The following is a 12,885-nucleotide window of genomic DNA, read 5'->3' as shown; positions in this document are numbered from 1 at the left end:
GGATAGCTGACTATTTGTCACTGCACTGGTTATAGATTGGAAAAAATCCCACCTCAGTTTTCAAAGCTGAGGTGGGATTTTTTAAGATAACGGGCTTATATCTCCCTTAAATTCCTGGTTTTTCATTTAATGACCAGTAATATTCCACTGGCAACCTTGAAGCTCGGCAACTTTCTTCCAGTTGCTTTTGCTGAGACATTGCCTTACGCAGGGTAATAATCAGTTCCTGGAGTTGTTCCTTCTGTGGGGAGTGCTGATAGATAGCCGCAGTAGTTTCACGTTCCAAGAGCCTTAGTAATAGCTCGTAATGGATATGGGATGGCAGGGGAATAGGACGATCCATAGTCGGAAAATCAGAGTAGGGAACCTGAAACGGGTAGACAATAGACAACTTCCAGGGACTAGGTCATGAGCTGCCCAATAGCAGCACCGGGATCGGGCTGCCGCATCAGCGACTCACCCACTAAAATGGCATGGGCTCCAGCTTGCGCTACCCGCATAACGTCATCCGGTCGATGGATACCAGACTCACTTACAAACAACATGTCATCAGCTCTGACATGGGTTGATGCATGGGCCAACAAATCCTGCGTAGTGTCTAAGCTAACCGAAAAGTCCTCGAGGTTACGGTTATTCACACCAAGCACGTTAACCTGGTCTACATTGAGCACCCGGTCTAGTTCTTCAGCGGTATGGACCTCCACCAGGGCAGTCATTCCTAAGGCTTTAGCGATTCGCGTAAAGTAACTCAAATCCTTGTCTGACAAAATGGCCGCAATCAGCAAAATAGCATCAGCTCCATAGATTCGGGCCAGATAAATCTGATAGGGATAAATGATGAATTCCTTACATAGAATCGGCAGGCTTATGGCGTGACGCACTTGAGCAAGATAGTCAAAACTACCCTGGAAAAATTTTTGATCGGTAAGCACCGATAGACAGGTAGCTCCACCTTTTTCGTAGGCGGTTGCGATCGCAACCGGATCAAAATCTTCCCGGATCACCCCCTTACTGGGGGAGGCTTTCTTTACCTCAGCAATCACAGAGGGTGATGTCTTACCGCTACGTAAAGCCGCAGCAAAATCTAATGGAGGAGGTGCCGTCAAGACCTGCCGTTGTAACTCTGCCAGCGATGTTTTTCCCCGCAGACGCTCCACTTCGACTTCTTTGTGCCAAACAATTTCCTCAAGGATATGGCGGGGTTCACTATCAGGAACCTTCACCTGATAGCGCAGAGTATCAACAGCTACCGCAGGATTGGGAGGACGCCGTCTAATCTTCATGCCGTCACCTCAGCACGCTTAAAGGCCTCATCTAACACCTCAGATAGCGTTGGGTGTGTATGGACGATAAAGGACAGATCTTTAACGGTTAACCCCTGAGCAATAGCATTAGCAGCCTCTTGAATCAGGTCCGCTGCATGGATACCGATAATGTGAGTTCCCAGAATTTCCCCCGTGTCCTTACGGTAGATTACCTTAGCCAGGCCATCAGATTCATTTTCTGCCAGCGCTTTGGAGTTGGCTTTGAAGTAGCTGCGTACGGCACCAATCTTAAAACCTTCTGCCGCAGCTAGCTCTTTAGCCGCAGGCTCAGTAAGACCGACAAAGCTCACCTCTGGATGGGTAAATGCGGCGGCCGGAATACTGCGATAGTCAACGGTACGATTATTTTCCAAAATATTTTCAACAGCCACCACACCCTGGGCTGAGGCAGCATGGGCCAACATCATCTTGCCAGTGGCATCACCAATAGCCCAAAGATGAGGTATAGGCTCACCATCCCGCAGAACTTCCATACGGTCATTTACTGGGATAAAGCCACGACGATCAGTTTCAATAGCTAGACTTTCTAAGCCCATATCCTTCGTGGCAGGGATGCGCCCAGTTGCCACCAGGCAAGCATCAACCTCTAGCACATCGACCGTTTCCTTCGTTTTTAAATCAGCCAGCTCAATGGTCACTGGAGAGCCAGGTGTAACGGTCTTAGCAATCACACCCACATGGGTATCAATATCACGAGGGTCGATGAGAACGCGCTTAGCGATTTTGGCGATGTCCGGATCAAAGGTGGGCATCAGCTGGGGCAAAGCCTCAATCATACTGACTTCACACCCCAAAGCCGTATACACATCAGAAAATTCTAGACCGATATAGCCACTCCCAATAATGGCCACCCACTGAGGTAGCCAGTCCAGCTTAATTGCTTCGTCGCTGGTAAATACGGTTTTACCATCAGTCTCAATACCAGGGGGCACAAAGGGAACAGACCCTGGCGACAGCATAATGTCCTTAGTGGTGTAGGTCTTTTCACCATCAGCCGTGGTCACAGTCACTTTCTGAGTGCCGGCCAGCTTACCCCAACCGCGAATCGTATCTACACCCAGTCGAGTCAGACTATTGGTTAAGTCACCCTGGATCTTGCTAACCAAGTTACTGGCATGATCAGCAATGGCAGAGCGCTCAAACTGCACGTCTCCCACTTGAATGCCGAAGGACTGTAGATGATGCTTGTCGCGCAATTCGCGGACGCGACCAGATGCAGCCAACAATGCTTTCGAAGGTATACATCCTCGATTAACGCAGGTGCCTCCCATATCAGCCGCTTCAATAATGGCGGTCTTTAACCCGCTTTTCACAGCGTGCAATGCCGCCCCATGACCACCGACACCGGCACCTACGATGATTAGGTCATAATCAAAGGATGAACTCACAACGATCTCCTGTTTCAGCACATTTGCGACCCCTTAGTTATTGAATTGATGCCGTTTGCCTAAGGTAGAAAACGACATGGGCAACATAGGGGCAGAATCCATTCTCAACTAGATTGTGGATATTAGACAACTTGATATTGAGCAATTATTTTCAAATTTGTTAGATTCGATATCTGTCTGACTAAATACCTGTAGATCCATTTTTATCCCCAAGGCCAGTTCCTAACGAACAGAGCTCTTTACAAAAACGTAGTTAACTTTCTACTTTTGCCTAGACTTGGAACATCTTGGCTAGGGTTAGATTCACAAATCTCATTACTAAAGACCCCACACCAATTGCGATCGCTAAAATCATAGACATTGCTCAGTCAATGTTAAGCAATTCAGCAATGGTTGAAAGGGCCTACTAACGAGGCAAGATCAATGGATAAACGTCAGCTAAGGCAGTCTGCTGTTGCCGATTTTCTGCAATCTTTGGAGCACCTGGATGAGCTATTAGGCGATACAGCGGATACGCTCGTTTTAGATGATGGGCCTCAAGAACCGGAATCAGGTCAAGATGAATCGCGATCTTCCCAGCCACATCAGCCTCGCAACATTCAAAAAAACCACGCTCGTCAAGATCCGCCTAACTCTCATCAACCATGACGCTGACGTTTGGCTTCGTAAAGCATTAGAGCTGTTGCGATCGCAACATTCAACGATTCCACACCAGCCGCCAATGGGATTTTGACCTGATGTGTGGCTAAATCCATAGCTTGCTGCGACAGCCCAGCGCCTTCGTTTCCCATCAAAAAAACAGTCGGTTGCCGCAGATCTAAATCCCAGTAGTCCAGGGAAGCTGTAGGGGTAGTGGCCACCAGCTGTACATCTAAGCTTTTTAAGTCATTCAATGTAGCAATGGTCTGCATTGGTAAACGAAACCATTGCCCTGCCGTAGCCCGTAGCACCTTGGGATGATCTACGTCTACGCTATCGGTTGTGAGCCAGATGCGATCGCATCCTGCTGCCGCTGCTGTACGGATCACCGTACCCAAGTTACCTGGATCCTGTAACCGTTGCAGCGCCACACCCAGGGAAACCCTTTCTACAAGCCTGGTGGACTGAGCAATGCGCCGCGCAATCGCCACCACTCCATCCGGGCTGACAGTGGTACACATACTGACTAGCACATCAGGACTGACCAAGCGAATATCAGTCCCCAGCCGCCTTAAGCAGTCCAATAAATCACCATGGGTATGTCCCCAGTTTTCTGTGAACGCGACCTGAAGCAATGGATATTCAACAGCACACGCTTCCTGTAAGAGATGAGTTCCTTCTAGCAGAAACACATTTTGTCGTCGCCGCTCCTTAGCCTGATGCAGCTTTCGAAACTGCTTGGCCAGGGGATTTTTAGTGCTGATAATTGTTGTCAGGTTCTCTAGCATTCAAATGCTTTATCACTCAGACCTTGCCGTTGGGCGCAGTCTGCTTTACTCACCACATTGACAGACTCAATAAACAGTAAAGGATACAAGTGTATCGATTGCTACTGCCAAATGCCCAACCAGCTCACTATCAATTTCCTGAGCAATCAATCAATAATTGATAAAAAAGTCTGAATAAATAAGGAAAACTAAAGCACTTTATTGCCGCCATCTAACAACAACAAAACGATTCAGAATAGTTTGAGTCAAACATCAGGACAAAAACCAGACATAAAAGTACTGAATTAAAAATGCGGAACCCGGGACTTGAACCCGGAAGTCCTTGCGAACACTAGAACCTGAATCTAGCGCGTCTACCAATTCCGCCAGTTCCGCTTAGGGCTATAAAAGTAACCGTAGTTTACTATCGTCTAGCAATCAGACTGATTCGTCAATCCCCAGTTTTGGCCTTTTAAGGACGATTTTTCGCTTTTCAAAAGAATTAAAACACCTATTCAACGACAAAAGGATATTAATATGGCTTAACAAATAAGTACTTTCAGGTAGAATCGTCACCATTGTTAACAAAAGTGGCTAGATTGCCATTTTTATGTTCTTGTGTGGCTGAGTCTCTTTATTGAATTTGGAGGACATTATCATCAATACCTCACTTCAGGCTGATCAACGCTCCTCCAGCGAGTCCTCACCTGTTATTGAAATTTGGGGCAAACAGCCCCTCAGTGGCCATATATCCGTCAGTGGAGCCAAAAACTCGGCATTGGTCGTTATGGCAGGTTCAATTCTGTGTTCGCAGGATTGTCGGATTCGCAACATCCCTGATTTAGTAGACATCGGTCGCATGGCGGATGTGCTCACTGCCTTGGGTGTGAAGGTGTCTCGCCATGGAGACATGCTGGATGTAGATGCCAGTTCTATCAGTCATTCCCGTGCACCTTACGAAATCGTTAGCAAACTTAGAGCCAGCTTCTTCGTCATTGGCCCTTTACTAGCCCGTCTAGGCGTTGCCCGGGTGCCGCTGCCAGGAGGCTGCGCCATTGGTGCTCGCCCTGTGGCTCTTCACATCCGAGGACTACAGGCACTGGGTGCAGAAGTACACATGGACCATGGTATTGTTCATGCCTACGTACCTGGCACCCGCAATCGCTTAAAAGGCGGAAAAATTTATTTAGATTACCCCAGCGTTGGTGCAACAGAGACCCTGATGATGGCAGCTACCCTAGCTGAAGGGGAAACCATCATTGAGAATGCCGCTCAGGAGCCAGAGGTACTGGATCTAGCCAACTTCTGTCGAGCCATGGGTGCACGCATTCGTGGAGCAGGCACAAACACCATCACCATCGCTGGTGTTCCTCACCTTCATTCCACCGACTACGGCATTATTCCAGACCGAATTGAAGCGGGTACGTTCATGCTTGCCGGGGCTATCACTAAATCCCCCATCAGCCTGTCGCCCATTCTTCCAGAACACCTAACACCTGTGATTGCCAAACTGGCAGAAGCTGGCACCAGAGTTGAAATGGAAGGCCACAATCGCGCCAGGATCATTCCCGGTGAACGGCTTTTACCCATCGAAATTGAGACTCGCCCCCACCCAGGGTTTCCCACCGATATGCAGGCCCAGTTTATGGCGCTGACCACCCTTGCAGACGGCGATAGCGTCATCACAGAAACCGTTTTTGAAAACCGGTTACAGCATGTTGCTGAGTTCAACCGCATGGGTGCAAATATTCGCCTGACTGGGAATTCTGCTGTAATTCGCGGCGTTCCATACTTGTCAGGGGCTCCGGTGACGGGCACTGATTTGCGAGCCGCCGCCGCCCTACTAGTGGCAGGCTTGGCTGCTGAAGGCAAAACCACACTGCATGGGTTACAACACCTGGATCGCGGCTATGAAAACATTGAGGCTAAGCTAGCCGCAGTCGGGGCTAAATTACGTCGAATCCCAGACCCTGCGCTAGCGTCTACGAATATGGCGAATCCGGCAGTTATCGTTTAGGTGCAGACCGCTACACTGTAGCTTAGTAAAGCTCAGCGATAGGGGAGATGGATGGCGTGGGTGAGAAATGCATTTTAACTGGATTACGAGCTAACCATTTTCGCCATCCCCTCGATCTACGGGCGACGGAATCTCTTAAGCAACTACCAGGCTTAGACCTGGCCATTCGCGCTCTGCTACGTCCCACAGCAGAGCAATTTTTTTACCTAGAAAATATTGCGACCAGTGTTTTGGTGGGCCCCCAACAGCTGCCAGACATCCATCAGCTATTGGTTGAAGCTTGTCAAATTTTAGACATAGAAGCGCCTCAACTTTATGTTAAGCAGCATCCCGTTCCCAATGCTTATACCTTTGCCATGCGAGGTAAGCAGCCGTTTATTGTGGTGCATACCTCATTGATCGAGCTGCTGAATGCCAAGGAACTGCAGGCAGTCATTGGCCATGAACTAGGGCATCTCAAATGTGACCATGGCGTATATTTGACCCTGGCTAATTTGCTGACATTGGCCGCCAGTCAGCTACCGTTGGGTCCAGTATTGGCTCAAAACCTACAAAATCAGATTCTGGAATGGGTGCGATGTGCTGAGTTTACGTGCGATCGCGCCGCCCTTTTAGTCAGTCAGGAATCCAGAGTTGTAGCCTCGGTGTTGATGAAATTAACGGGAGGCTCCCCCACCCTCTCCCCTCAACTCAACTTAGACGCATTTCTCGCTCAAGCAAACGCGTACGAAGATTTAAACTATGACCAACTGGCAATTTTTCTCAAACAATTACGCACCCAGGAGCTGACCCACCCCGTCCCAGTGCTACGTGCTAAGGAAATCATGCAATGGCATAACACCCTCAATTATCAAAGGCTACTACAAACACGCCGTCTGCAACTAAATGAAGATGCCAGAGGCGGCTGGCGAAACTGGTAAATGGGAAAAAGGGGGTTACAGAGGTGGCTGAACTCTGTATAATGTTAAAGCTATTCGGGCGGATGGCGAAATTGGTAGACGCACCACACTCAAAATGTGGCGGCCTTTGGTCATGCGAGTTCGAGTCTCGCTCTGCCCATTGAATATTGGTCAACATTCTTATCATTTTTTTGGTGTGGAGATGTTCATAGAACATCTCCACACTTTGCATTCTGACGAGAATTTATACTCATCTTTGGGAAATCTAGACCAACGGAAAACAATGCAATGCCTGGATAGGCACTGAGGGAAGGTTGGCTAGTACATTCCAGTTGGGTCACTCCCCACACAACGCCACGTTTTATCACGTTCATCTCCTAACCCATCAAGAAGAATGTCTATTTGGTGATGTTTTGGGAGAACATACACAGCTCAATCCTTCGGGGCAAATTGCTGCAGACGAATGGCAACAGATAGCCGCCGCCCATCAGCGTGATATTGAGCTAGACCATTGGACAGTACTCCCCAATGGTGTACGAGCATTAATCGCCGTAATCCAAAGCGACGCAAAATCTGTATGCAGCTACAGTTTGCAGCAAAGCCAGCCAAAACCCCGTGCTCTCTCATCCTTTGTCGCTGGGTTCAAAGCTGCAGCTGCTAAGCGCATCAATCTTGTCAGAGGCGTACCAGGAGCTCCTGTATGGCAGCGGGGTTACCAGGAGCAACGGATTGATGACCCTACAACCCTCGAACGGATCCGGCAACTACTAACCAGCCAGGCCCAAGCGGCAGGACTTGTTATCGACAACCGACAGCCGCATAACGCTAATCAATTAAGCCATCCGGTGGAGTAATCTCAACACGCCCTTGCGTTAAATCAACCACCGGCACTATTGCTTCTACAAACGGAATCAGAACTGTTCGCGCTTTTATTTGTCCGTTATCTTTGGTAGCCTCCTCTGGCTGATCTGACGCTAAAGCGACCTCCAGCAAATCGTTACCGGCTCGATACACATCAATTACCGACCCAATTTGCTCTCCAGTCTCCTGCAAGATCACGGCTAGTCCCATCAGATCGCCCACATGGAATTCCCCCGGTTCAAGGGGCAAACGATCGTCAGCGGGTATCAACAGCTGTGCATCACGCAGTACCTCTGCTTGATTGCGATAATTGATACCAGCCAGTTTGAGAATATACAGGCCTTTACCCTCTTGAAACCGCCCCTTCACCAGCTTGATGGGTTCTGGGTTAGCGGCTCCTGGCTTGAGCAACCAACGCTCACCCGGCTGTTCAAAGCGTTCTGGAAAATCGCTGTCGGGATAGACCCGAACTTCGCCATTCAAGCCATGGGCACCAACAATACGGCCAATGGTGAGCCAGTCGATTGGGGATTGAGAGTTGTTAGGCATGGGTTGTCGACTGCCCGTAAATGTCCTCAGTTAGCTGGGCCAAACGACGAATTGCGATCGCAATTCGCTCTGCGGTATCCGTCAGGCTAATCCTAAAGCACTGGTGTTTATGGGTCCAATCGTCACGCAGACCAGGGAAAAATGGACTACCGGGGACAATAATCACCCCGTAACGTTTCAAGGCTTGATAAAACGCCTGATCATCTATGGGGAGATCCTGAAGCCACAGCCAGGCAAATATGGAACCTTCTGCCTGGTGTAGGTACCAGGGAACATCTGGCATCGTCTCGTCTAAAGTAGCTTCAATGACTGAAAATTTCTGCTGATAGTGGGGACGAATCACAGTCTTAGCAATGTCAGCTAAAGCCCCTGAGGCAATGGCATGGGCAGCAATCGCCTGACCATAGCGAGAGGAATGAATACAGAGATTGGTCTGAAAAGATTCCAGCACTCGAATGGTCGCTGCATCACCCATGGCAATGCCTACACGCTCACCGGGTAATCCGGCTTTTGAAAGGCTGATGCAGTGAACTACGTTAGGCGTCAATATCGGCGTCATCTCAGTAAAATTGAGGGCCGGGAACGGGGGAGCATAGGCTGAGTCAATAAAGACGGGGACATTGGCCGCCAGACGGGCAATGCGTTGCACCTCTTCGTCGGTGAGAACATTGCCTGTGGGATTACAAGGTCGAGAAAACAGCACAAACCCGGTCTGTTCAGTCACCGTCAGCTGGCTGAAGTCGGGGCGATATTTGAACCGATGGGCGGCAGCATCCACCTCCAGGGTGGGTCGATACGCTCGCACAGCCTCGGGATAAAGCGAAACACCACCATACCCGGTATAGTCAGGGCTTAAGGGTAAAAGAATTTCCTTGAGTTTGCCCTCAGAGGTGTAGCCACCCAAGGCATTGGCAGCCAGAAAGTACAGCGACTGACTGCCGGGGGTAATCAGGATATTCTCGGCGGTGAGGCTCAGGTTATAGCGTTGATTAAAATCAGTTGCGATCGCATCAATCAATGGTTCATAGCCTCGGCTAGACCCATAGCGACACACCACCTCGCCGTAGTCTGAACTGGCCAATAAATCAGTGGTGCAGTCGCGCCACAGCTGCTCAACCTCAGGCAAAATTACCGGATTGCCTGCACTTAGGTTAATAAAGTCTGCAGACTGTCCCGACTGAAGGGTTTCGATGATATCTTTCATGATTGCCCGCACCCCTGTGAGGTGGGACATTTGTTGACCAAACTGGGTAAGTGCTGGAGCCATGAACTATTGCCTTATGAGGCTAAATTAATCGCTACAATCGTTGCCCCGTCATAGACAGGGCAAACAATTAAAAGACAGATTTACGACTGGTTTACTATACCGCAGCAAGTCTCAGCTATTTTTCTGCCCACATTAGGTACTGATCCGTGCCTCTGTTATTTACCTCTCCTTCACCCATGAATCTTCGTCGCTCCCTCAGTGCAAAGCTTCCTCCTCCACTCAAACCCTTAACCCAGTTCATTTATAACTATTGGTGGAGCTGGACCTCTGAGCGTGGGTCCCTATTTCGGGTGCTGGCCCCTGACCTTTGGCAAGACTGTCAGCACAATCCTGTAGCGCTTATGCAGGCAATTACTCCAGAACGTCTGTGGCAGCTTGCAGAAGATCCAAACTACCTCAAACGATTACAAACCCTAGCCGCTGAGTTTCAAACCTATCTCCATAGAGACCATACCTGGGCTCAAGAAGTAGCCCCTAGTATTACCTCTGATAACCCAGTTGCCTATTTCTGCATCGAGTACGGTATTCATGAATCTCTACCGCTGTACTGTGGCGGTTTGGGCGTGTTAGCTGGCGATCACCTCAAATCAGCCTCGGATTTAGGGCTACCAATGGTGGGTGTGGGCCTGTTATACCACCAGGGCTATTTCTCCCAGCGCCTTAATCGCAGTGGCTGGCAAGAAAGTCATTACAGGAGTAATGACTTTGAAAATCTGCCGCTGATTCCGGTATGCAATGAGCATGGGCAACGGCTCAAAATTCGGGTCATCATTGGCCAGCGCATGGTTAAAGCTCAAGTATGGCAGGTGCAAGTTGGTCGTAGTCTGCTGTACTTGTTGGATACAGACATTATTGAAAACGATAGTGAAGACCGACACATCACGGCCCAACTCTACAGTGGTGACCCGGATAAGCAATTGGCCCAGGAAATGCTTTTGGGTATCGGCGGTGTACGTATGCTGCAGGCGTTGGGCATTGAGCCTGCCATTTATCACCTGAATGATGTGCATGCAGCCTTCGCTTTACTGGAATTGGCAAGGTTTGAACTCGAACAAATGGGCGGCACCCTAGATGATGTCAAATCCTATGTGTGCGATCGCACCCTCTTTACAACACATACACCAGTGCCCACAGGCCAGGCATTTTCCGTGGGGATGATGGAGAACTATTTTGCCGATTATTGGCCCAGATTGGGACTAGAGCGTGAAGAATTCTTGGCCTTAGGACATCAAGCCTCAAGTCCTGACGTGTTTAGCATGACGGCTTTAGCACTACAGCTGACCCGGACGGCTAATGCGGTGAGCAAGCGCCACGGTGAGGTATCTCGACAGCTCTGGCAAAACCTCTACGCCGAGCGCTCAGACAAAAAAGCCCCCATTGGTCATGTCACTAACGGCATCCATGCCCGCAGCTGGATTGCCCCACTTTTAGAAGACCTGTATCAAGACTATTTAGGCAAACACTGGGCCGAGCGCATCAGCGATCCAGAAACTTGGAGCAAAATTGAACATATTCCCGACGAACGTCTGTGGCAGCGGCACCAAATTCTTAAAGCACGGCTAATTGCCTACACGCGAGACCGGGTGCTTAAGGCCAGGCGCGATCGCAAAGAATGCTCCGATGACATCAATGCAGTAGAGCGTCTGCTGGACCCTAAAATCCTCACCCTCGGCTTTGCCCGACGATTTAGCGACTATAAACGCAGTGACCTGATTTTTCGCGACCTCAGTCGGCTCACCCGAATTTTCTCTAATCAGAAGCGACCGGTACAGCTAATCATCGCCGGTAAAGCTCGGCCCAACGATACCGCTGGCAAGCGCATCATCCAGCGAGTCATGGAATGGAGTCGTCACCCAGACCTGCGAGACCGCATTGCCTTTATCGAAGACTATGACATGTATACGGCCAAGCTTATGGTCCAGGGCATTGATCTTTGGCTAAATACGCCCCGTCGCCCCCTGGAGGCCTCTGGCACCAGCGGTCAGAAAGTAGCCCTCAATGGCGGCATTAATTTCAGTGTGTTGGATGGTTGGTGGTGTGAAGGCTACAAGCTCCACCTCAACGGCTGGACAATTGGTGAAGATGCGGAAACAAGAGATCAGGACGTTCAAGATACGATAGATGCAGAATCGTTTTATTCCCAGCTCGAACGGGAGATTGTGCGTCTTTATTATGATTGCGATCGCAACCACGTTCCTCGCGCCTGGGTAAAACGAATGAAAGCCTCGATCCGCACCATTGCACCTATTTTCAATAGCGATCGCATGGTGTCTGACTACGTCAACCAGCTCTATATTTCATGAGTCCCCCCTGGCAACTCGACTTTTACCGACGCCCCTTAAAAAACACAGACAATCAGCCCCTATGGGAGTTACTTGTGTGTACTCCAAACATGGATTTCAGCTATGGGGAAACCTGCCCGCAGCCTGAAGCCGATGCCATGTGGCTACGTCATCAGATTAAGCAGGCCATCCACCGAGCAGGCTATCGCCCCAAGGTGCTACAGGTCTTTCGGCCCCAGACCCAAACCCTAACGGAAGTAGCCTGTCGAGAATTGGATATCCCGGTAGGGACCCAACGGAGGCTACCTACCTTAAAACAATGGCTGCGGCAACGTAACGCCTGGTATTCAAATCTCAAAACCTACACGGGAGAAGCCTATTCGCCATTTGCCATTGAGCGATCGACACCAATTCCCCTGCCAGATAATCTGTGGGGTGAAACGTGGCGGTTTGCGGGTCTATCCAACGCCGATCTGCTGCGGTTTCAATACGAAGCGATACCGGTGCGCTCCATCCCCAAAGAGCTACTACCTTTGGAAATTGGCCTATCTAGCACGGTCCTCATTCCGGGTGTAGTGATTGATGGTGGTCAGCGCTCCATGGCGTTGACTCAGTGGTTAGATTCGACGCAACCTGCATTTTTGAAGTATATAGCGGGTCAGCCGGATGGACTGATCTTGGAAGCGGGACTTTGCGATCGCTTCGTCCTCACCACCTTTGAAGACAGCGATGTACGCGGTGCAGCCAATGCCTTTGAACAACGCAAAGTAACGTCCAAAGGCTTACATTTTCTGCTAATCCGCCCCGATGATTCAGGCATGACCTATAGCGGTTTGTGGTTATTACAAGAATCGCCGGATACACAGGTCGGTTAATCCCCTAGCCATACCA

General features: G+C 49.7%; 12 protein-coding genes and 2 tRNA genes. 7 read left to right on the top strand and 7 right to left on the bottom strand.

All coding sequences use genetic code 11. The features are described 5' to 3' along the window. Positions 1-106: 106 nt before the first annotated feature. The 3 genes from U2F10_RS29980 to lpdA are packed head-to-tail and all read right to left on the bottom strand — an operon-like array spanning position 107 to position 2,713. Positions 107-343: a DUF5340 domain-containing protein gene (locus tag U2F10_RS29980; protein ID WP_163664818.1), complete on the bottom strand. Its 237-nt coding sequence runs from the start codon at positions 341-343 to the stop codon at positions 107-109. Positions 344-401: 58 nt separating this feature from the next. Continuing rightward, on the bottom strand, positions 402-1,283 hold the full coding sequence (gene trpC, locus U2F10_RS29975) for an indole-3-glycerol phosphate synthase TrpC (protein ID WP_163664816.1): 882 nt from the start codon (positions 1,281-1,283) through the stop codon (positions 402-404). After that, positions 1,280-2,713: a dihydrolipoyl dehydrogenase gene (gene lpdA, locus U2F10_RS29970; protein ID WP_499874100.1), complete on the bottom strand. Its 1,434-nt coding sequence runs from the start codon at positions 2,711-2,713 to the stop codon at positions 1,280-1,282. The genes trpC and lpdA overlap by 4 nt, the downstream gene beginning before the upstream one ends. A 423-nt stretch (positions 2,714-3,136) precedes the next feature. Between lpdA and U2F10_RS29965 the strand changes: the two genes are divergently transcribed. Continuing rightward, positions 3,137-3,361, top strand: coding sequence for a hypothetical protein (locus U2F10_RS29965; RefSeq protein WP_499874099.1), 225 nt, complete (start codon positions 3,137-3,139; stop codon positions 3,359-3,361). Here the strand turns inward: U2F10_RS29965 and U2F10_RS29960 are convergent. Both U2F10_RS29960 and U2F10_RS29955 read right to left on the bottom strand, forming a co-directional pair. Continuing rightward, the gene (locus tag U2F10_RS29960) at positions 3,352-4,140 is read right to left on the bottom strand and encodes a TrmH family RNA methyltransferase (RefSeq protein ID WP_499056875.1); all 789 of its coding nucleotides are present in this window, start codon (positions 4,138-4,140) and stop codon (positions 3,352-3,354) included. The two genes, U2F10_RS29965 and U2F10_RS29960, sit on opposite strands and share 10 nt — an antisense overlap. A gap of 291 nt (positions 4,141-4,431) precedes the next feature. Next, positions 4,432-4,515: transfer RNA gene (locus U2F10_RS29955), tRNA-Leu, on the bottom strand. A gap of 247 nt (positions 4,516-4,762) precedes the next feature. On the opposite strand from U2F10_RS29955, the gene murA reads away from it, so the two are divergent. The 4 genes from murA to U2F10_RS29935 all read left to right on the top strand — a co-directional run bounded on the left by murA (position 4,763) and on the right by U2F10_RS29935 (position 7,889). After that, positions 4,763-6,136 carry a UDP-N-acetylglucosamine 1-carboxyvinyltransferase gene (gene murA, locus U2F10_RS29950; protein WP_499874098.1) on the top strand — a complete coding sequence of 458 codons (1,374 nt, stop codon included), beginning with the start codon at positions 4,763-4,765 and terminating at the stop codon, positions 6,134-6,136. A gap of 47 nt (positions 6,137-6,183) precedes the next feature. Further along, the gene (locus U2F10_RS29945; RefSeq protein ID WP_163664808.1) at positions 6,184-7,056 is read left to right on the top strand and encodes a M48 family metallopeptidase; all 873 of its coding nucleotides are present in this window, start codon (positions 6,184-6,186) and stop codon (positions 7,054-7,056) included. Positions 7,057-7,112: 56 nt separating this feature from the next. After that, positions 7,113-7,195, top strand: a tRNA-Leu gene (locus U2F10_RS29940). A 154-nt stretch (positions 7,196-7,349) separates the two neighbouring features. After that, a complete protein-coding gene (locus U2F10_RS29935) occupies positions 7,350-7,889 on the top strand; it encodes a hypothetical protein (RefSeq protein WP_163664806.1) in 540 nt (179 codons plus the stop codon). Here the strand turns inward: U2F10_RS29935 and rimM are convergent. Together rimM and U2F10_RS29925 are read right to left on the bottom strand one after the other, a co-directional pair. Then, positions 7,861-8,445: a ribosome maturation factor RimM gene (rimM, locus tag U2F10_RS29930; RefSeq protein ID WP_163664804.1), complete on the bottom strand. Its 585-nt coding sequence runs from the start codon at positions 8,443-8,445 to the stop codon at positions 7,861-7,863. The genes U2F10_RS29935 and rimM overlap by 29 nt on opposite strands. Beyond that, on the bottom strand, positions 8,438-9,712 hold the full coding sequence (locus tag U2F10_RS29925; RefSeq protein ID WP_163664802.1) for a valine--pyruvate transaminase: 1,275 nt from the start codon (positions 9,710-9,712) through the stop codon (positions 8,438-8,440). Before U2F10_RS29925 ends, rimM begins: the two co-directional genes overlap by 8 nt. A 176-nt stretch (positions 9,713-9,888) precedes the next feature. Here U2F10_RS29925 and glgP point away from each other — a divergent pair, with 176 nt between their 5' ends. Both glgP and U2F10_RS29915 read left to right on the top strand, forming a co-directional pair. After that, entirely contained in the window at positions 9,889-12,015 is a 2,127-nt protein-coding gene (glgP, locus tag U2F10_RS29920) for an alpha-glucan family phosphorylase (protein ID WP_163664800.1), read from the top strand. Beyond that, positions 12,012-12,869, top strand: a complete 858-nt coding sequence (locus U2F10_RS29915; RefSeq protein ID WP_499874096.1) for a Tab2/Atab2 family RNA-binding protein — start codon at positions 12,012-12,014, stop codon at positions 12,867-12,869. The genes glgP and U2F10_RS29915 overlap by 4 nt, the downstream gene beginning before the upstream one ends. Positions 12,870-12,885: the final 16 nt, after the last annotated feature.

Origin of the sequence: Leptothoe sp. EHU-05/26/07-4 (assembly GCF_043421015.1) — a bacterium.
Lineage (GTDB): Bacteria > Cyanobacteriota > Cyanobacteriia > Phormidesmidales > Phormidesmidaceae > Leptothoe > Leptothoe turfae.
The sequence above is the reverse complement of the archived record's forward strand: the minus strand, read 5'-3'. Positions and strand labels throughout refer to the sequence as shown.

Bases quoted from the DNA above. Each gene is read 5' to 3' on its own strand.
- U2F10_RS29915 (WP_499874096.1), top strand. From the start codon at position 12,012: ATGAGTCCCCCCTGGCAACTCGACTTTTACCGACGCCCCTTAAAAAAC.
- rimM (WP_163664804.1), bottom strand. From the start codon at position 8,445: ATGCCTAACAACTCTCAATCCCCAATCGACTGGCTCACCATTGGCCGT.
- U2F10_RS29925 (WP_163664802.1), bottom strand. From the start codon at position 9,712: ATGGCTCCAGCACTTACCCAGTTTGGTCAACAAATGTCCCACCTCACA.
- glgP (WP_163664800.1), top strand. From the start codon at position 9,889: ATGAATCTTCGTCGCTCCCTCAGTGCAAAGCTTCCTCCTCCACTCAAA.
- U2F10_RS29965 (WP_499874099.1), top strand. From the start codon at position 3,137: ATGGATAAACGTCAGCTAAGGCAGTCTGCTGTTGCCGATTTTCTGCAA.
- U2F10_RS29960 (WP_499056875.1), bottom strand. From the start codon at position 4,140: ATGCTAGAGAACCTGACAACAATTATCAGCACTAAAAATCCCCTGGCC.
- U2F10_RS29945 (WP_163664808.1), top strand. From the start codon at position 6,184: ATGGATGGCGTGGGTGAGAAATGCATTTTAACTGGATTACGAGCTAAC.
- trpC (WP_163664816.1), bottom strand. From the start codon at position 1,283: ATGAAGATTAGACGGCGTCCTCCCAATCCTGCGGTAGCTGTTGATACT.
- U2F10_RS29980 (WP_163664818.1), bottom strand. From the start codon at position 343: ATGGATCGTCCTATTCCCCTGCCATCCCATATCCATTACGAGCTATTA.